Annotated in this window: 15 protein-coding genes; 13 read left to right on the top strand and 2 right to left on the bottom strand. The window is 73.8% G+C overall.

Annotated features, from left to right (window positions below; genetic code table 11):
- Positions 1-29: 29 nt before the first annotated feature.
- Positions 30-548: a 2'-5' RNA ligase family protein gene (locus tag BXA10_RS21635; protein ID WP_076472641.1), complete on the top strand. Its 519-nt coding sequence runs from the start codon at positions 30-32 to the stop codon at positions 546-548.
- A gap of 36 nt (positions 549-584) precedes the next feature.
- Here BXA10_RS21635 and BXA10_RS21630 read toward each other — a convergent pair whose 3' ends face one another.
- Positions 585-2,810: a glycoside hydrolase family 43 protein gene (locus BXA10_RS21630; protein ID WP_076472640.1), complete on the bottom strand. Its 2,226-nt coding sequence runs from the start codon at positions 2,808-2,810 to the stop codon at positions 585-587.
- A gap of 120 nt (positions 2,811-2,930) precedes the next feature.
- Between BXA10_RS21630 and BXA10_RS21625 the strand changes: the two genes are divergently transcribed.
- The 7 genes from BXA10_RS21625 to BXA10_RS21595 all read left to right on the top strand — a co-directional run bounded on the left by BXA10_RS21625 (position 2,931) and on the right by BXA10_RS21595 (position 10,426).
- Positions 2,931-3,677 carry an ArsR/SmtB family transcription factor gene (locus tag BXA10_RS21625; protein WP_076472639.1) on the top strand — a complete coding sequence of 249 codons (747 nt, stop codon included), beginning with the start codon at positions 2,931-2,933 and terminating at the stop codon, positions 3,675-3,677.
- Between the two features lie 150 nt (positions 3,678-3,827).
- Positions 3,828-4,889, top strand: a complete 1,062-nt coding sequence (locus BXA10_RS21620) for a cytochrome P450 (protein WP_245828341.1) — start codon at positions 3,828-3,830, stop codon at positions 4,887-4,889.
- Positions 4,886-5,752: an isocitrate lyase/PEP mutase family protein gene (locus tag BXA10_RS21615; protein WP_076472638.1), complete on the top strand. Its 867-nt coding sequence runs from the start codon at positions 4,886-4,888 to the stop codon at positions 5,750-5,752. Before BXA10_RS21620 ends, BXA10_RS21615 begins: the two co-directional genes overlap by 4 nt.
- Positions 5,753-5,974: 222 nt before the next feature.
- Positions 5,975-6,937 carry a DUF5715 family protein gene (locus BXA10_RS21610; RefSeq protein WP_076472637.1) on the top strand — a complete coding sequence of 321 codons (963 nt, stop codon included), beginning with the start codon at positions 5,975-5,977 and terminating at the stop codon, positions 6,935-6,937.
- 4 nt (positions 6,938-6,941) lie between these two features.
- Complete coding sequence (locus BXA10_RS21605; RefSeq protein ID WP_076472636.1) at positions 6,942-8,555, top strand: asparagine synthetase B family protein; 1,614 nt, start codon at positions 6,942-6,944, stop codon at positions 8,553-8,555.
- A gap of 94 nt (positions 8,556-8,649) precedes the next feature.
- On the top strand, positions 8,650-9,126 hold the full coding sequence (locus tag BXA10_RS21600; RefSeq protein ID WP_076472635.1) for a DUF1203 domain-containing protein: 477 nt from the start codon (positions 8,650-8,652) through the stop codon (positions 9,124-9,126).
- A gap of 304 nt (positions 9,127-9,430) precedes the next feature.
- Complete coding sequence (locus BXA10_RS21595; RefSeq protein ID WP_076472634.1) at positions 9,431-10,426, top strand: carcinine hydrolase/isopenicillin-N N-acyltransferase family protein; 996 nt, start codon at positions 9,431-9,433, stop codon at positions 10,424-10,426.
- Between the two features lie 135 nt (positions 10,427-10,561).
- Here the strand turns inward: BXA10_RS21595 and BXA10_RS21590 are convergent, their stop codons facing one another.
- The gene (locus BXA10_RS21590) at positions 10,562-12,016 is read right to left on the bottom strand and encodes an LVIVD repeat-containing protein (RefSeq protein ID WP_076472633.1); all 1,455 of its coding nucleotides are present in this window, start codon (positions 12,014-12,016) and stop codon (positions 10,562-10,564) included.
- 138 nt (positions 12,017-12,154) lie between these two features.
- On the opposite strand from BXA10_RS21590, the gene BXA10_RS21585 reads away from it, so the two are divergent.
- The 5 genes from BXA10_RS21585 (at position 12,155) to BXA10_RS21565 (ending at position 18,285) form a co-directional block, all read left to right on the top strand.
- Complete coding sequence (locus BXA10_RS21585) at positions 12,155-12,853, top strand: DUF305 domain-containing protein (RefSeq protein ID WP_076472632.1); 699 nt, start codon at positions 12,155-12,157, stop codon at positions 12,851-12,853.
- Between the two features lie 104 nt (positions 12,854-12,957).
- The gene (locus tag BXA10_RS21580) at positions 12,958-14,187 is read left to right on the top strand and encodes a sensor histidine kinase (RefSeq protein ID WP_076472631.1); all 1,230 of its coding nucleotides are present in this window, start codon (positions 12,958-12,960) and stop codon (positions 14,185-14,187) included.
- Positions 14,184-14,849 (top strand): response regulator, encoded by a 666-nt coding sequence (locus tag BXA10_RS21575; RefSeq protein ID WP_076472630.1) that lies wholly within the window; start codon positions 14,184-14,186, stop codon positions 14,847-14,849. The genes BXA10_RS21580 and BXA10_RS21575 overlap by 4 nt, the downstream gene beginning before the upstream one ends.
- Positions 14,850-14,995: 146 nt before the next feature.
- Positions 14,996-15,805 (top strand): ABC transporter ATP-binding protein, encoded by an 810-nt coding sequence (locus BXA10_RS21570; RefSeq protein WP_076472629.1) that lies wholly within the window; start codon positions 14,996-14,998, stop codon positions 15,803-15,805.
- A gap of 5 nt (positions 15,806-15,810) precedes the next feature.
- On the top strand, positions 15,811-18,285 hold the full coding sequence (locus BXA10_RS21565; protein ID WP_076472628.1) for an ABC transporter permease: 2,475 nt from the start codon (positions 15,811-15,813) through the stop codon (positions 18,283-18,285).
- The last annotated feature ends 42 nt before the right edge of the window (positions 18,286-18,327 follow it).

Raw genomic sequence — 18,327 nt, 5'->3', positions numbered from 1 at the left:
CCGCCTTCGTGGACGACTAGCGTGGGTGGGTGCGTACGGTCGAACTGCTCTGCTCGGCTGAGTTGGACGCCACGGTGCGGGCCGCGTGGCAGCGGCTGGCCGAGACCGGCCTGCCCAGCCTGGCCCGCAACATCCACCCCACGAACCGTCCCCACCTGACCCTCGCGGCGGTGGACGAGTTCCCGCCCGGTGCCGAGGAACGCCTCACCGATCTGTTCGACGCGGCGCTGCCCGTCCGCGCGCGGGTCGACCGGGTGGCGGTGCTCGACGGCAGCGCCCCGCTGGTGTGGCTGATCCGGCCCACGCCGGAGCTGCTCGCCCTGCACGGGGCGGTCTGGGACGTGCTCGCCGCCGCGCCCGGACCACACCCCTGGCACCTGCCCGGGCGGTGGGTTCCACACCTGAGCCTGGCGCTGCGCTTCCGCGACGCCGACCGCCGCCGGGCCCGGGCGGTGATCGGCGGTGACCGCCCGATCGGGGAGCTCGTCGCGGCACGCAGCTACGACGGGGCCACCCGTACGGCCGGGCCACTCGGTGCCGGACGCTGACCGGGGCCGTCACCAGCGGCCCCGGTCAGCACACCGTCAGCGGTAGAAGCGCAGGTAGTCGAATTCGGCGGTGACCGCCGGCGTGGCGCCGCCGTGTGCCACCAGCCCGATCCGGGGGGTGGTGTCGGCCGGGAAGGTCCACACCCCACCCCACGTCCAGTGTTGCCCGTCCCGGCTGGAGGCGGCCCGGAACTCGTGCTCGCCGGTCGTCGGGTCGACGTGGTGTGCCAGCCGCAGCCAGGTGGTGGTGGCCGGGGTGCCGACGATGGTGCCGCCGTACACCGGCTGGCCGGCGAAGGGCAGCTCGTAGCCGTACTCCACCTGCCGGGTGTTCCAGATCGCCACCTGGGCCAGCCGGGCGAACCGGTCGTCGTCGACGTACGCCACCAGGCCGGCCTGCTGGTAGTTGCGGACGCTCTCCTCGCCGAGGTCGAGGGTCACCTTCGTCTCGGCCACGTAGTCACCGGCGGGCGCGTCGCGCAGGAGCACCCCGGCCGTGTTGGCGGTGCCGCTGAAGTCGGCGGACTGCACCGGCCAGCGCAGCGCTCCACCGGCCACCGTCGCCGCGGGGTCCGGGCGCACCCAGCTCCAGGCCGGGCCGAGGCCGTCGGTGAAGTCGTCGGAGTACGACGGCAGGATCCGCCCGGCCCCCGGCGTCGTGGCAGCCCGCGCCGGTCGGTACAGCCGGACGGCGCTCACGTTGTCGAACTCGGCGGCACCTCCGATCGCCCCGAGCCCGATCCGTCCGGAAACCGGGCGGTCCAGCCTCAGCTCGACCACGGCGAGCTGGTCGCCGAGGCGGGCCGGGCTCAGCTCGGCGACGAGTTGGCGGCCGCGTACCTCGACGGACAGGTTGTGCCGATCGGCCGGGGTGAACCCGGCGGGCAGCGCGGCGCCGGCCGTACGGCTGCCGTCCCGAGCCACCAGCCGACCAGCGGTCGCGTCGACGCGTACCTCGACCCGGTCGGCGAGGGTGATCCCGGCGGAGGCCGCGCCGGTCAGCCGCAGGTCGGCCTCCGCCCGCAGGTCGCCGCCCACGGTGGTACGGCTCGTCATCGCGCCGCTGCCGGTGAGCCGGCCGTCGTCGACCTGCCAGTCGCCGGCGACGCGCCGCCAGCGCGCCAGCCCGGTGGTGTCGAAACGCTCGTCGAGCGGACCGGTCGTCACCGGGGCGGGGCGCTCGCCGTCGGACGGGCCGGCGCCGGCGTTCACGGTCGGCCAGCCGTCGATCCAGTCGAGCCGGTCGATGAGCATCGGCCGCTCGTTGACGCCGAACGGCTCGTCCAGGTACGGGTCGGCCCGGTCGATGGCGTGGTAGACGATCCAGTCCTGCCCCGACAGGTCGGTGAGGAATCCGTTGTGTCCGGTGCCGATCCAGCGGTTGCCGTTCTGCGTGAGCACCGGGGTGCCACCCGTGCGGGACGCGGTCAGCGCGATGCCGTCGCGGTCCAGGAACGGTCCGCGCGGGCTGCGGGCGCGCCCGACCTGCACCGAGTAACCGGTGGCCGGGCCGGCGCAGCAGTTCGCGGTGGAGGCGAAGAGGTAGTACCAGCCGTCGTGGCGCAGTACGTAGCTGCCCTCGAACTTGTTGTCGACGGCGACCAGGGTGGGGGAACCTGTCGCGTGCAGCCCGTCGGGGGTGAGTTCGGTGACCGAGACGCCACCGTAGTAGCTGCCGTAGTAGAGGTAGTTCCTGCCGTCGACGTCGGTGAACTGGCTCGGGTCGATCGTCCACAGCCAGCCACCGCCGCCGCCCGGCCGTGGTGCGACCACCGGTTGGTCGGCGAACGTCCACGGGCCGGTCGGGGTGGGCGCGGTGGCCGCGCCGATGGCGTAGTCGCTGCCCTCGGGGGAGACGGTGGTGTCGGTGACCGTCACGTACATGACGTACCGGTCGCCGATGCGGCGTACGTCCGGGGCCCAGAAGGCCGCGCCGGGCGCCGCGTAGGGCGGGCGCTGGTCGGGCCCGAAGGCGTCGCCGGCGTACGTCCAGTCGACCAGGTCGGCGGAGCGGGCGGTGGGTACCCGGTGCGGCTGCTTCTCGGCCTCGCGCAGCGGGTCGGTGGTGCCGTAGGCGTACCAGTAGCCGTCGTCACCGCGGACGACGACCGGGTCGGCGAAGGTGTCGCCCACGTCGACGGAGATCGGGTTGCGGTAGTGGGGGGTTGTGCGGGCTTCGGCGGCGGCCGGCGCGGCGGCCGAGACCGTCAGCACCAGACCGAGTACGGCGGCGAGTGCGCCACCGCGACGTGGTTGTCCCATCAGACCTGCCTTGCGTGCAGTGGTTGTCGGTGCGAGCCGCGTCCCTTCCTACCGCGCGGCGTACAACGTTGTAAAGACCGGTCGGCGAAGACCGAACCGTCCCCGTGCCAGCATGGGCGGATGCACCCGACCACCGCCTGGGCCCCGGGCCTCGCACGGTTCGCCGCGCTGCTGGCCGACACCACCCGGGCCCGGATCTGCCTGGCGTTGCTCGACGGTCGGGCCTGGACGGCGGGGGAGCTGGCTCGGGCCGCCGGCGTCGCCCCGTCCACCGCGAGCGACCACCTCAGCCGCCTCGTCGAGGGCGGGCTGCTGGCGCAGGAACGGCAGGGGCGGCACCGCTACCTGCGGCTCGCCGACGCGAGCGTGGCCCAGCTCGTCGAGGACCTGGCCGGAAGGGTCACCGCGCCGCCGGTTCCGGACCGGTCGCTGCGGGCGGCCCGGGCCGGTGCCGCGCTCGCGTACGCCCGGACCTGTTACGACCATCTCGCCGGACGCCTCGGCGTGGTGGTGCACGACGCGCTGCTGCACCGGGGACTGCTGGACCGGTCGGCCGGACTGACCCTCACCACGGCTGGGGAGCGCTGGTGCGCCGAGCTGGGGCTGCCCCTCGCGCCGCTGCGCGCCGCACGCCGGCCGTTGCTGCGCGACTGTCTGGACTGGACCGAGCGGCGCCCGCACCTGTCCGGAGCCCTCGGCGCGGCCCTCTGCGCCCACCTGCTCGACCTGGGTTGGCTCACCCGGGGCGCCGGCCGGGCCGTCCGCCTCACCCCGTCCGGAGGCCCGGCGCTCGCCGCCGTCCTCGGCCTGGACGCGGCCGACCTCACCCCGCCGGTGGAGGCCGTCACCGGCGGGGGACGCGCCTGACCTGGCGCTCATCCCTGGTCGACGCCGGAGTCCGGCGCCCGGGCGCACGCCGGCCGTCCGGCGGTTGATCGACCCGGTCCCCTTTGATCTCGGGGTGCCGCGTCGACACTTCGGCGCCGGCCGCAAGGTCCCGGCCCTAGCGTTCGTCGGGTGACACTCACCCGCCCCCGCATCGCTCCGATCCCCGGCACTCCACCCTGCGGTCCACCCACCGTGGACCCGCGGACCGGTTGCACGCTGACCCGGTACGCGGACGTGCGTGCCGCCCTCGCCGCCCCGGCCTGCCACGTACCGGCCGCCCGCCCCGGCGCGCCCTACACGCTCGACTGGTTCCGTGGCCTGGTGAGCCGCTTCAGCGCCCCGCAGGACCATCCCGCCCGGCGGGCCGCCGGCCTCGCGGCGCTGGCCCCGCTCGACCCGGACGAGCTGCGCGCCGAGGCGGCCCGGCGAACCGCCGACGCCCTGGACCGGGCCGGCGGCCGGCTGGACGTGGCGTCCGCCCTCGCCCGGCGCGTACCGGTGGGGGTGCTCGCCGGGCGACTCGGGCTGGCCGATGCGGCGACCGCCGTCGACGCGGTGGCCACGATCGCCGCCGCCTACCAGGCCGGCGCGGACGCGGCCGCGGCCTGGCGGGCCGACGGGGCGGTGACGGTACTGGTGGCGCTCGCCCCGCCCGCCCCGCCCGAGGCGCTCGCCAACCGGCTCGGCCTGCTGGTCCAGGCCTGCGACGCCACGGCCGGGCTGATCGGGGCCGGTGCCCGCCACCTCCTGCCCCCGGCCGCCGATCTGCCTCCCGCCGCCGGCGAGGTGACCGGGTTCGGTCGTCCGGCCGGCGACACCGAAGAACTGCTCCACGAGGTGCTCCGGCTGGACCCGCCGGTACGCGGCACCCGCCGCACCACCACCGGGGCCGTTCACATCGGCGGTGTCGACGTGCCGGCGGGCACCCCGCTGCTGCTGCGCTTCGATTCGGCGAACCGGGATCCGGAGGTCTTCCCCGAGCCCGACTCCTTCACCCCCGGCCGCCCCACACCCGCACTGACGTTCGGCGCCGGCCCCCGCGGCTGCCCCGGGCAGCGGCACGCGCTGGCGCTCGCCACCGGAGTGCTGGACGTGCTGCGTGAGCGGTGCCGGCTCGCGCCCGGCGTGCCGGCGTACGAACCCCACCCGCTGCTGCGGGTGCCGACCCGACTCGAGGTGATCCCGCTATGACGACACCGTCCGACGGCACCGACCGGTACGCCGACCGCTGCGCCGCCTTCCGTTCGCTGCATCGGCCCGGCCGCCCGCTGTTGCTGCCCAACGCCTGGGACCATGCCTCGGCGGCGATGTTCGCGACCCGGTCGTACCCGGCCGTCGGCACCACCAGCCTCGGCGTCGCCGCCGCGGCCGGCCTGCCGGACGGCGCCGCGGCGACCCGGGCCGAGACGCTGTTGCTGGCCCGGCGGCTGCGCCGGCTCCCGGTGCTGCTCACCGTCGACGTGGAGGCGGGCTTCAGCGACGACCCGGCGGACGTCGCCGCCCTCGCCGTCGAGCTGGCCGGGCTCGGCGTGGTCGGCCTCAACCTGGAGGACGGCCGCCCGGACGGTTCGCTCGCCCCACCGGCGGTGACCGCGGACAAGGTGGCCGCGGTCAAGTCCGCCGTGCCGGAGCTGTTCGTCAACGCCCGCACCGACGCGTGGTGGCTGGGCGTGCCCGATCCGCTGGGCGACGCGGTGCGGCGGGTGCGGGCGTACCGGGCGGCGGGGGCCGACGGGATCTTCGCGCCGGGCGCCCCGGACGAGCACACGATCCGTGTCCTCGTCGCCGAGGCCGGCGCCCCGCTGAACGTGCTGTACCGCCCGGGTCTCCTGGAGGTCGACGAGCTGGCGAGGCTCGGGGTGGCCCGGGTGAGCACCGGATCACTGCCGTTCCGGGCCGCGCTCGGTGCCGCGTTGGCCTGCGTGGACGCCCTCACGGCGGGGCGGGTGGGCGTCGCCGCCGATCGCGCCTCGGTCGCCCCGGTCGGGTCGCCCGAACCGCCGTCGTACGCCGGCGTGCAGGCACTGACGGAGGGGTGGATGCCGGCATCCTGATGCTCGTTCGGCTGCCGTGCCGTGGCACTCCCCGCGGCGGTTGACCGGTTCGTGCCTCGCCCGGCCCGCCCTGCCTGCTCCTGGCGGGGCGTGCCGTGCTTTCCCGAACCGTCGCCCTTCGCGGGTGATAGGAGGAATGTTCGGCCTTCTCCCGATCCGACTGGTTACCGTGTCTGTGCAGGGCGAGCGACCCAGGTGTCGTGACCGCAGAGAGGACCGACCATGCGAGTGCCCAGCCGCAGCCCCGGGGGGCGGTCCGGTCCGACCGCCGCCTCCACCGCCCCCGCCCGCCGCCTCCCCAGCCGGCCCGGACCGGTGCCGGTCACCGAACCGGATCTCGCCGCCTACCGGGAGGCCGTCGCCGACCTGTTGGTGGAGGTCGGCGCGCTCGCCGACGCGCCGAGCGTCGCCGCCCGACAGGTGCTCATCGACGACCGGCTGCGCGAACCGGCCCTCGCCGCGGTCCTCGACGCGACCCCGCAGGGATTCCTCGGTGCCCGCGAGACGCTGCTGCTGGAGATGGCCCGCTACCAACCCAACACGCGCAGCTCCGCACAGGACCTGACCGCGCTGGTGCGGATCTACCTGCTCTCCCGCATCGACATCATGTGGTGGCGGGACACCCCCACCTTCCTCACCGACGACCAGGTTCAGGGCAGCACCGACCTGGTCGACCTGGAGTGGCTGCGCCGCCGTGACCTGCTCGGCTTCCGCTACCGGGAACAGCCGGCCAACGTGGTGGGCCGCGGATGGCAGGCGGTACGGCGGCGGTTGCGCCCCGACGCCAGCCCGCGCACCGCCGGTCTGCTCGCCCGGCGCGCCCGCCGAGAGGTCGTGGCGCTGCTCAACGACCTCGCCCGGGAGTTCGCGGCGGCCACCCCACCCGGCACCCCGCCACTCTGGGTCACCTCACTCACCCGCAGCGTCGAGCACCAGCACCGGCTGCGCCGCCTCGGGTACGCCGCCATGCTGCCCAGCGGGCACTGCGTCGGCTACGCCATGGACGTGGAGATGACCTGGTTCGCCCGATACGGCGTACGAGACACCCTGGCCGCCCTGCTGCTCGAGCGCCAGCAGGCCGGCGAGATCAACGTGATCGACGAGGGGCAGGCCTGGCACGTGTGCCTCGCGCCGGCGGCCGGGCGGCGGCTGCGCCGGGCGTACGAAGTCGAGATGGGCCTCTGAGCCGATGTGCGGCATCGCCCTGAGCATCGGCCCGGACGCCGACCCGACGTTCTTCCGCCGGATGCTCGCCGTGCTCGCCCCGCGCGGCGAGGTGACCGAGGCCCGCTACGAGTCCGGGCTGCTCGCCGGCACCCGCCGGCTGCGCGTGGTGGACCGCGGTCGGGCGGTGCAGCCGTGGACGTCCGCGGACGAACGCTGGCTGCTCTGCTACAACGGCGAGGTCTTCAACCACTGGGAGTTGCGAACGGAGCTGAGCCGGCTCGGCCACGACTTCCGGGGCGACAGCGACACCGAGGTGGTGCTGGCCGCCTTCGAGTACTGGGGTCCCGAGGCCGTCCACCGGCTGCGCGGCGAGTACGCCTTCGCCGTGGTGGAACGGGCCACCGGACGCGCGTTCCTGGCCCGCGATCCGCTCGGTGTGAAGCCGCTGTACTGGGCCCGCGAGCCCGGCTGCCTGCACGTGGCCTCCGAGGTCAAGGCGTTGGTCGGGTACGGCATGCCGGTCAGCGAGGTGCCGCCCGGGCATCACGGCTGGGCGGACGCCGACGGCCATGTCCGCCTGCGTCCGTACGTGGACCTGCCCGCCCTCGGCGCGGGACTTCCCGTGATCGACGACCCGGACGAGGCCGCCCTGCTCGTCCGTGCCGCGTTGCGGGACAGCATCCGGGTCCGGGTGGACACCGACCTCACCGTGGGGGTGGTGCTCTCCGGCGGGCTGGACAGCTCGCTGGTGCTGCACGAGGTTCGGGAGCTGCACCAGGACTGCGTGGCGATCACGATCGGTGCGCCGGGCAGCCCCGACGTGGCGTACGCGCGGCGGCTCGCGGCCGACCTCGGTGTGCCGCACGAGGTGGTGGAGCTGCGCCCGCGCGACATCCGGCTGGCCGACATCCGGGAGGCGATCCGGATCTCCGAGCTGACCGAGTACGGCGACATCATCAACGCGGTGGTCTCCGTACCGCTGTTCCGGCGGCTGCGGCAGCTCGGCGTGAAGGTGGCGCTCACCGGCGACGGCTCGGACGAGCTGTTCGGCGGGTATCCGATGTACCACGAGGTGGGGGCGGAGGCGTCCCGCCGGCTCTTCCTCCATCGCATTCGCAACCTCGGGCGTACCGAGCTGCAACGGGTCGACCGGACCAGCATGGGCCACGGGGTGGAGGCGCGGGTGCCGTTCTTCGACCCGAGCGTCGTCGAGCTGGCCATGCGACTGCCGCTGGAGTTCAAGCTGCGCGACGGGCGCGAGAAGTGGATCGTCCGGCGGGCCTTCGCCGGCGTGCTGCCCGAGTACGTGCTCCGGCGGCCGAAGAACCCGATGTCGTACTCGTCGGGGCTGCACGAGCGGGCGCGGCTCTACAAGCCCTTCTTCGCCCGGCTGTACCGTTCGTTCGGCTACCAGCTGCTGGAGCCGGTACGACGGGACTTCGACAGCGTGTTGAGCCGCTGCGGCAACGACCTGGACCAGGCGATCGCGGACGGTCTGGCGCGGCCGGACTACACGGTCCTGGAGCACGCCCGGGACCTGGTGGGCGCGGCGAGGTGGAACGCGGCGCCGATGGTGCGCCGGCTGGTGGGCCCGCGGCGGACCCGAGGTGACGACGAGGCCCCGCTCACCGGCTGACGGGATCTCGCGGCGGACACCGCGGCCGCGGCACCGGCAGCGCCAGGTCCGATCGCCGCCAGCGTTCCCGCCGGAAGCGGACCAGGCTGGGCGCATGACCACCCTGATCGGCTTCGTCGTCCGCCCCATCTCCGCCGACCTGCTCGACACCGTGCGCCGTAACCGTCGTGACGCCGCCGACCGGCCGGTCGAAGCCGCCACGGCCGCCGGCGGGGAACCGCTGCGCTGCTGCCTGCGCGACGCCACGCCGGGCGAGGAGTTGCTGCTCTTCGGGTACGCGCCGCCGGTCGCCGCCGGCGCCTACCGGGAGATCGGTCCGGTCTTCGTCCACACCCTGCCCTGCTCCGGGCCGGAGTCGATCGACTCCTACCCCGCGGCCTGGCGAGGGCGGGAGCAGGTCCTGCGGGCGTACGACCGGCAGGGCCGCATCCACGGCGGCCGGCGGCACACCGGCGGTGACCCGGAGTCGGTGATCGCCGAGCTGCTCGCCGACCCGGCCGTGCGCCAGCTGCACAGCCGCAACGTCGTGTACGGCTGCTACATGTTCGCCGTCGAGCGCGCCGAGGAGTGACCGGCGGCGGGCGGCGAACATCGCGACGAGCTTGATACCTGAGAGGCATCAATATGCCTCTCAGGTATCAAGCTCGTGCTGATAATCGGCCCGGTGGCCCGCGCGACGTCCCGGGCCTACGTGACCCCGCCACCATGTCCCGCGGGTGTGGGCGCCACCGGCGGTCGGTGCCGGTGGGGAAGGGCGGTGCGCTCGCCAAGGGCACCCTGCCGATCAGCCGGACCCGATTTGACTGGTGGGCGGGGGTGTCCGGCCGGTCCGGCCAATGGACAGACGGGCGCCCGACGCATAGCGTCCTGTGGATATGCGGAGGACTGTACCGGCCGCCACCCTGGCCCTGCTGCTCGTGCTCACCGCCTGCTCGGCGCCGTCGGAGACCCCGACATCCGCGCCCAGCCCCACCGGCACGCCCACCGCGTCGCGGCAGGACGCGGCTCAGGTGGAGCAGACCCTGGCCAGCCTGCGCCGGGTCGACGACTTGCCGTTGTACGAGATGACCTACGTCGGGTCCTACGACGCCACGGTGGGCACGGACGCCGCGCCGGCGAGCCCGTTCGGCTGCTCGCTCTTCGTGGCGGCCGGCGACCGGAGCCGGCCGCTGTTCGCCCGCAACTTCGACTGGGACCCCAACCCGGCGATGGTGCTGCGCACCGATCCATCACAGGGGTACGCGTCGATCTCGCTCGTGGACCTGGCCTACCTGGGGGTCGGCCCCGACCTGACCGGTGACCGACGGCTGTTGAACGCGCCGCTGCTGCCCTTCGACGGGATGAACGAGCGCGGCCTGGCGGTGGGGCTGGCGGCCGACGACGCCGCGCGGGCCGAACCCGTGCCGGGCAAGCCGACCGTCGGCTCGGTGCGCATCCTGCGCCTGGTACTCGACCGGGCGGCCACCGTCGACGAGGCGGTCGCGGTCTTCACCGCACACAATCTCGACTTCTCCGGTGGGCCGGCGCTGCACTACCTGCTGGCCGACGCCACCGGCGCGTCCGCGGTGATCGAGTTCGTGGACGGCCAGATGCGGGTCGAGCGGGGCCAGGGCAGTTGGCAGGCGTTGACCAACGTGCCGGTGGTCGGGGTCGCGGAGCAGAAGCGCCGTGCGGACCGCCGGTACGACCTGATCGCCCAGGCGATGACCGACGCCGACGGTGTGGTGGACGCAGCGGCGGCGTTCCGGGTGCTGGCCGGCGTCCGGCAGGCACACACCCGCTGGTCGGTGACGTACGGCTTGCGCAGTGGCGAGGTGCGGCTGGTCACCGCCGGCGGCGCCGAGCGGCGCTACGAGCTGCCGATGCGCTGACGCGCCAGGGGTTCCCCGCTCTTCCGCCCGGACCGGTGTGCGCACCCGTGCGCCCCGGACGCGGCCGGGCCCGGCCCCCTCTCCGGGGACCGGGCCCTTTTCGCGTGTGCGTCGGCGGGTGCCGCCGTGCGGCGCCTACCGCCCGCCCTGGAAGCTGGGCTGGCTCTGCACGTTGAGCTCCTTGTACCGGACCCGCTCGGCCGGCTGGGTGCGCGCGTCGCTGAGCTTCAGGACGTCGAAGCCCTTGAACAGGTCGTTGGAGTAGATGTAGCCGTTGTAGTAGTACGCGGACCAGCTACCGCCGCCAATCATCTCCTCGTTCGAGATCGGCCCCCGCTCCCAGAAGGCGATCTCCGTCGGCTGGGCGGAGTTGGTGAACTCCCAGACCGAGATGCCGCCCTGGTACCACGCCTGGACCATGATGTCCTTGCCCGGCACCGGGATCAGCGAGCCGTTGTGCGCCACGCAGTTCTCGGTGTCGGCGTTGGTGCGCGGGATCTTGAAGTAGCTGCGGAAGACCATCTGGCGGCTGTCACCGCGACCGGTGATGTCGTAGATGGCGTCCGCGCCCCGGTTCGGGCCGACCTCCTCGTTGCAGGTCGCCGCGCCGCCGCCACCCAGCTCGTCGGTGAAGACGACCTTGGTGCCCGAGTTGTTGAACGTGGCCGAGTGCCAGAAGGCGAAGTTGGTGGTGTCGCGCACCCGGTTGATCACCCGCGGGGCCTCCCGGTCGCGGATGTCCATCAGGATGCCGTCACCCATGCACGCCCCGGCGGCCAGGTCCTTCGACGGGTAGGCGGTGATGTCGTGGCAGCCGGTGGTCGCGGAGCCGCTCTCGCTGCCCTCGAAACCACCGTCCGGGAAGAGGTTCGGCGTGGCGGCCACGGCCGCCTCGGTGGGCTTCTTCACCGGCACCTTGATGATGGAGATCGAGTCGTGCGGCGGCTGGCAGTCCGGGAAGGTGGCCCGAGGGCTGTACGACGAGACGTACAGGTAGACCGTCTTCTTGTCCTTGCCCGGCACCAGCGTGTGGGTGTGCGAGCCGCAGGCCGTCTCCACCGACTTGATGTAGCGCGGGTTGGCCTTGTCCTTGATGTCGAAGATCTTGATGCCCTCCCACGACTCCTTCACGTCGGCGCCCTGCGCGGTGCTGTTGCAGGAGTCGTCGCTGCGGGACGAGTCGGTGGAGAGGAAGAGCAGGTCACCGTAGACGGAGACGTCGTTCTGGGACCCCGGGCAGAGCACCCGCGACACGACCTGTGGTGAGCTCGGCCGGGAGATGTCGTAGATGACGAACCCGTTGTAGTTGCCGGCGAAGGCGTACTTGTCCTGGAAGGCGAGGTCGCTGTTGGTGCCGTCGAGCGGGGCCACCTTGGGCAGGTTGGTGACGAGTCGCAGGTTGGGGCTGCTGGCGATCTCGTCGACGCCGGGGATGGTGTTGGTGCCCGCGGCCGGCGCCGCCTCGACCGCCTGCGGCGCGACCTGCGCGCTGCTCGGCGGGGCGACGAGGACACTGGCGGTGAGGAGGCCGGCCGCGGCGATGCTCACGACCTGCAGTCGTCGTAAGCGTGGCCTGGGGGTTCTGATCATCGGCGAGACCCTTCGCACGGGAGTGGTGACTGTGGACACCTTACAGTCGTGTGACGGACGTCGATGTGATGTACGTCACATCGATGTTCGTTGCCGAGTGGATAGCATCGCGGTGACCTCGATCTCAGGGAGTGGCTCATGACCGTTCGGCGTGCCCGGGTCCTGGCGGCCGTCACATTGGCGCTCGCCCTGCCGCTGGTAGCCGTGGTCTTCGTCGTCGCCCGCGATGGCTCGGGGTCCGCGTCCACGCGACCGGCCGCCGCTCCCGCCAGCGCGACGCCGGGCAGTCCCGGACCGAGCGAGGTGACAGTCATCGTGCCCGGCCGGCCAGGAGAGCCGGCCGCCACCCGGCGCGCCGGAGAGGTCCGCGGCGCGGGCTCGACGCCGCACAACGAGATGGACGTCTGGTTCGTCCGGATGATGATTCCGCACCACATGCAGGCGCTGGAGATGTCCCGGCTCGCGCCCGACCGGGCTGCCGACCCGACGGTGCGGGCCATCGCCGACCGGATCCGGGCCACCCAGGACCCGGAGATCGGGTTGATGCGCGCCTGGCTGCAGAATCGCGGCCTCTCTGCCGACGTCGCCGGTCACGACCATGGCAGCATGCGCGGCATGCAGACGCCGGAGGCGATGCGGCAGTTGGCCGCCGCCCGAGGCGCCGAGTTCGACAGGCTCTTCGTGAAGATGATGACCGAGCACCACGAGGGGGCCATCGAGATGGCCACCAACCTGCTCACCGTGGGAGCCGACCAGCAGTTGAACGAGTTCGCCAACTCCGTGGCCACCGAACAGACCGTGGAGATCGACCGGATGCGCGAGCTCCTCGCCGGCTGACCGGCAGCGCCGCGGCACCCGGCAGGGCCCGTGGATGACCAGCGAACGGGGCCGCAGGCGGCAACGATGGTGGCGGTTGACGAGCGTCCCAGCGCGTACGCTGGGTGACCGTGATCCGCAGAGTCCTCCGCCGCCCGCTGCGCAGCGTCGCCTTCGACGTCTTCGTCGTCGGGCTGGTGCTGTTGTTCGGTCTCGTGGCCATGGCGTCGCAGCCCGGCTGGAAGGCCAGCCTGGTCGGCGTGGGGATGGCGGTCGCGCTGCTGTTCCGCCGTGCGCACCCCGTGACCGTGGCCGGGGTCGTCGGGGCGCTCGGGCTGGTCCAGTTGATCGGCGCGTGGGGGCCGCTTCCGTACGACATCGCGGTACTCGTAGCGCTCTACAGCGTGGTGAAGTACGCCGACCGGCTCCGCGACGGGGTGCTCGCCGGGATCGGCGCCCTGGCCGGTGCGGTGCCCGCCGCACTCCAGATCGAGAACGGCGGGCGGTGGTGGGTAAGCGCAATCGTTCTCGGGCTGGTCACCGGGGCGGTCTGGCTGGTCGGGCTGAACGTGCGTACCCGTCGGCTCTACGTGCTCAGCCTCGAGGAGCGAGCCGCGACGCTCGAACGGGAACGGGAGGCCGAGGCCCGTGCGGCGGTCGCCGGCGAGCGGACCCGGATCGCCCGGGAACTGCACGACGTGGTGGCGCACGGCATGGCCGTCATGATCGTTCAGGCCGACGGTGCCCGTTTCATGATCGACCGTGACCCGGAGGCCGCCCGTCAGGCGGTCAAGGTGGTCGCCGACACCGGCCGGCAGGCGCTGGAGGAGATGCGGCGGCTGGTCGGCGTGCTGCGGGAACCGAGCGCCCCGGAGGCGACGACCGGGCCCGGACCGGACGACGCGGCGGTGGGTGGCGACCCGGAGCGTCGGCGCCTCGTTCTCGCCGAACTGCCCGCCCTGCTCGACCGGTTCCGCGACGCGGGCCTGCGCGTCCGGCAGACCGTCACCGGCGAGCCGGCGACGCTGCCGCCCGGGCTGGAGCTCACCGTCTACCGGGTCGCGCAGGAGGCGTTGACCAACGCGCTCAAGCACGCCGGCGTCGGGGCCGAGGTGGAGCTGACCCTCGAGTACGGCCCGGACGACGTGGTCGTCCGGGTGGTCGACGACGGGCAGGGCCGGCCGGCGGCCAACCCGACGCCCTCCGGCGGGCACGGCCTGATCGGCATGCGGGAGCGGGTCGGGGTGTACGACGGCAGCCTCGCCGCCGGCGCCCGGCTGGCCGGGGGGTGGCAGCTTGAGGTGCGACTGCCGCTACCGTCGAGCGCTGCGACGACGGAGGTGATCGCGGCGTGACGACCCGGGTGGTGATCGTCGACGACCAGGCGCTGGTGCGCGCCGGCTTCCGGATGGTGCTCGACTCGCAGCCCGACCTCGAGGTGGTCGGTGAGGCCATCGACGGCGCGGACGCGCTGCGGGTGCTCGCCCGGGTCGAGGCCGACGTCGTGGTGATGGACATCCGGATGCCCACCATGGACGGCGTCGAGGCGACCCGGCGGCTCTGTGCGGGACGACCCCCGGGCCCGCCCCGAGTTCTCGTGCTGACCACCTTCGACACCGAGGCGGACGCCTTCGCCGCGCTCCGGGCCGGGGCGAGTGGCTTCCTGCTCAAGAACGTGCCGCCGGAGGAACTGCTCGCGGCGATCCGGGTGGTCGCCCAGGGCGACTCGGTGGTCGCGCCGTCGATCACCCGGCGACTGCTCGACCGGTTCGCCGACCAGCTCGGCCCCGGCCCCACCGGGGATCCGCGGCTGGCCCAACTCACCGAGCGGGAACGGGAGATCCTGCTGCTGGTGGCGCAGGGGCTGTCCAATGCGGAGATCGCCGCCCAGGCGCACGTCGCGGAGGCGACAGTGAAGACCCACGTCGGACGGATCCTCGCCAAGCTCCAGCTCCGGGACCGGGTGCAGGCCGTGGTGTACGCGTACGAGAGCGGGCTGGTCGTACCCGGCGTCTGACTCCGTACGACCTGAGACGTACGGGTGCTCCTGGTCAGGGGCGACCCGGGGCGTACCGAGGTCGAGCGCGCAGGTGGAGCCGGTCCGGCCGCCCGGTCCATAGCGTCGGAGAGGTCAGAACGTCCCTCTCCATCGGGAGCAACACGTTGCGCGTCTCATCTCCCGCGACCGCCGCCGGTGTCCAGCAGCCCGGCTCGGCCGGTGCCGCCGTCAGCGCCCGCGGCCTGAGCAAGCGGTACGGCGACGGGCCGGCCGCGGTCGTCGCCCTCGACGCCGTCGACCTGGACTTCGCCGCCGGCCGGTTCACCGCCATCATGGGTCCGTCGGGTTCGGGAAAGTCCACGCTGCTGCACTGCCTGGCGGGGCTCGACCGGCCCAGCGCCGGATCGGTACGCATCGGTGACGTCGACCTCGACAGCCTCGACGACCGGCGACTCACCCTGCTGCGCCGCGACCGCGTCGGGTTCGTCTTCCAGAAGTTCAACCTGCTGCCCGCGCTGACCGCCGAGCAGAACATCGTCCTGCCGCTGGCCATCGCCGGACGGCGTCCCGACCCGGCCTGGCTACGCCAGGTGGTGGCCGCCGTGGGGCTCACCGACCGACTGCGGCACCGGCCCGCGGAACTCTCCGGCGGCCAGCAGCAGCGGGTCGCGATCGCCCGTGCCCTGATCACCCGGCCGTGGGTGATCTTCGCGGACGAGCCGACCGGCAACCTCGACTCCCGCGCCGGCGCGGACGTGCTCCGCCTGCTCCGGGAGGCCGTCGACACCCTCGGCCAGAGCGTGATCATGGTGACGCACGACCCGGTGGCCGCCGCGCGCGCCGACCGGGTGGTCCTGCTCGCCGACGGCCGCCTGGTCCACGACCTCGCGGCCCCCACCGCCGAGCAGGTGCTCGACGCGCTCGCCGGTCTGGACCCGGCCGGCGCCGTCCGGGCCCGCTCGGTGGGGCGGTGACCGGGATGTTGGGTCTGACCCTGCGTTCACTGCGCGCCGAGGCGCTGCGGAGGCTGCTCTCCATGCTGGCCGTCGTGCTCGGCGTCGCGTTCATCGCCGGCACGCTGATCCTCAACGACGCCCTGACCGACGGCGCGTACGAGCGGGCCGGCACCTTCGACCGGCACACCGACGCCGGTGTGTACGCGGAGAAGGAGACCCTCTCGCCCGCCACTGTCGACCGGGTCCGCGCGGTCGACGGGGTGGCCGCCGCCGACGGCGAGTTGATCGGCACCGGCGGGATCGTCGGCTCCGACGGCCGACCGGTGCTCGGATACACCGTCCTCGCCGCCGTGCCGACCGACCCGGCGCTGCGCTCCTACGACGTGGTCGCCGGTCGGCTGCCGGACCGGCCGGGAGAAGTGGTGCTCGACGCACCGACGGTGACACGGGAGGAGTTCACCATCGGCGCGCCGGTACGCATCGGCGGCGTCGCTGCCGCCCGCCCGTACACCCTGGTCGGCACGGTCGACGTGGCGCACACCACCCGCGACGTCGGCGGGCCGTTCATCGGGATGGTCGGCTCGGACGCGCTCGCCGTGACCGGGATGCAGGGGTACGGGAGGATCATGGTGGCCACCCGTCCCGGCACCGACGCGGCGGCGTTGACCGGCCGTCTGGCCGCCGCCGCCGGCCCGGGCGCGACGGTGAAGACCCGCCAGCAGATCCTCGACGACGCGGTCGAGGACGCGGTCCGCGACGCCCGCCAGTTCACGATGGCGCTGCTCACCTTCGCCGCCGTCGCCGTCGTGGTGGCCGGCTTCGTCATCGCGAACACCTTCGCGATCGTGCTCGCCCAGCGCACCCGCCAGACGGCGCTGCTGCGGGTGGTCGGCGCCACCCGCAGGCAGGTCTTCCTGGCGGCCGTGCTGGAGTCGGCGGTGGTCGGCCTGGTCGCCTCCGCGCTCGGTGTGCTGCTCGGCGCGGGTCTGGCCGCCGGGCTGGCTGCGCTGCTGTCCCGGACGACCGCCCAGATCGGCGCGGGAATCACCCTCGCAACGGGAACCGTGCTGGTCAGCGTGCTGCTCGGCGTGCTGCTGACCGTCGGCGCGTCGCTGCTGCCGGCCTGGCACGGCACCCGCGTCGCACCGGTCGCCGCGCTCGCCGACGCCGACGTGCATCAGACCCGGCGGGCCGGCCGGCTCCGGCTCGCCGCCGGCGCGCTGGTGCTGGCCGCGGGGATCGCCGCACTGTTCGGCGCGGTCGTCGCCGGCCAGGTGGTGCTGGTGGCGCTGGGTGGCATGCTCGCCTTCCTCGGCATCGTCCTGTTCGGTCCGGTGCTCGTTCCGGCACTGGCGAGGGTCGTCGGCTGGCCCTTGCGCCGGTTGATCGGGGCGACCGCCGGGCTGGCCGTGGCCAACGCGGTACGCAACCCGCGCCGGATCGCGGGGACCACCACCGCCCTGGTGATCGGGATCGGCCTGGTGTCGGCGTTCGTCGTCGGCGCCCACAGCACCAAGGCGGGCATCGAGCGCACCGTGGACGCCCAGATAGGGGTGGACTACGTGGTCACCGGCATCGGGGCGGACCTGCCCCGGGGGATCGCCGCGGAGCTTGCGGCCCGGCCGGAACTCGGCGTCGTGCACGAGGAACGGGCCGCCGTCACCGACGACTTCGAGGTGCGCGCCGCGCACCCCGCGCTGGTCGGTCGCACGCTGACCGTGACGGCCGGCGACCTGAACCGGTTCGGCCCGGGCACCGTGCTGGTGCACCGCGAGCTGGCCGCGGCGCGTGGCTGGGCCGTAGGTGACTCGGTCACCGTCAAGAGCCGGACGTTGCGGGTCGTGGCCGTGGTGGACGGCGGCACCGGGCCCGCGCCGAGCGCCGGGGTGCCGGCGGGTCATCGCCTCTACCTGACCGACGCCGACTTCTCCGCGCTCTTCCCCGCGGAGCGGGGCTACCTGGCCGAGATCGATCCGGCCGACGGCGTGACCGCCGGGAGGGCGCGGGCCGCGATCGAGTCGGTGCTCACCCGCTATCCGACGGTCAACCTCCTGGATCAGGCCGCGTACAAGAAGATGCTGACCGGCACCGTCGACATGGCACTCGCGCTCGTCACCGCGCTGCTCGGCCTGGCCGTGGTGATCGCCCTGGTCGGCGTGGCGAACACGCTGAGCCTATCGGTCCTGGAGCGCACCCGGGAGAACGCCGTGCTCCGCGCGGTCGGGCTGACCCGGGGGCGGATGCGGGTCATGCTCGCCGTCGAGGCGGTGCTCATGGCGGTGGTCGGCGCGCTGCTCGGGCTCGGGCTGGGCACCGGGGTGAGCGCCGCCGCGATGGCCCTGCTGACCCGCCTGGGTGGGGACTTCCACGTGGTCCTGCCATTCGGCCAGCTCGCCCTGATCCTCGGGGTCGCGGCGGTGGCGGCGCTGCTCGCCTCGGTGTTGCCGGCGCGCCGTGCGCTGGCTCGACCGGTGGTGGAGGCGCTCGCCGACCTGTGACAGCGCCGGCCGGTCCCGTCGACGCTGACGGGACCGGCCGGC

This window comes from Micromonospora avicenniae (assembly GCF_900156065.1).
Lineage (GTDB): Bacteria > Actinomycetota > Actinomycetes > Mycobacteriales > Micromonosporaceae > Micromonospora > Micromonospora avicenniae.
This window is presented reverse-complemented; position numbering and strand designations above follow the sequence as displayed.

Bases quoted from the DNA above. Each gene is read 5' to 3' on its own strand.
- BXA10_RS21615 (WP_076472638.1), top strand. From the start codon at position 4,886: ATGACGACACCGTCCGACGGCACCGACCGGTACGCCGACCGCTGCGCC.
- BXA10_RS21630 (WP_076472640.1), bottom strand. From the start codon at position 2,810: ATGGGACAACCACGTCGCGGTGGCGCACTCGCCGCCGTACTCGGTCTG.
- BXA10_RS21590 (WP_076472633.1), bottom strand. From the start codon at position 12,016: ATGATCAGAACCCCCAGGCCACGCTTACGACGACTGCAGGTCGTGAGC.
- BXA10_RS21595 (WP_076472634.1), top strand. From the start codon at position 9,431: ATGCGGAGGACTGTACCGGCCGCCACCCTGGCCCTGCTGCTCGTGCTC.
- BXA10_RS21585 (WP_076472632.1), top strand. From the start codon at position 12,155: ATGACCGTTCGGCGTGCCCGGGTCCTGGCGGCCGTCACATTGGCGCTC.
- BXA10_RS21565 (WP_076472628.1), top strand. From the start codon at position 15,811: ATGTTGGGTCTGACCCTGCGTTCACTGCGCGCCGAGGCGCTGCGGAGG.
- BXA10_RS21625 (WP_076472639.1), top strand. From the start codon at position 2,931: ATGCACCCGACCACCGCCTGGGCCCCGGGCCTCGCACGGTTCGCCGCG.
- BXA10_RS21600 (WP_076472635.1), top strand. From the start codon at position 8,650: ATGACCACCCTGATCGGCTTCGTCGTCCGCCCCATCTCCGCCGACCTG.
- BXA10_RS21605 (WP_076472636.1), top strand. From the start codon at position 6,942: ATGTGCGGCATCGCCCTGAGCATCGGCCCGGACGCCGACCCGACGTTC.
- BXA10_RS21610 (WP_076472637.1), top strand. From the start codon at position 5,975: ATGCGAGTGCCCAGCCGCAGCCCCGGGGGGCGGTCCGGTCCGACCGCC.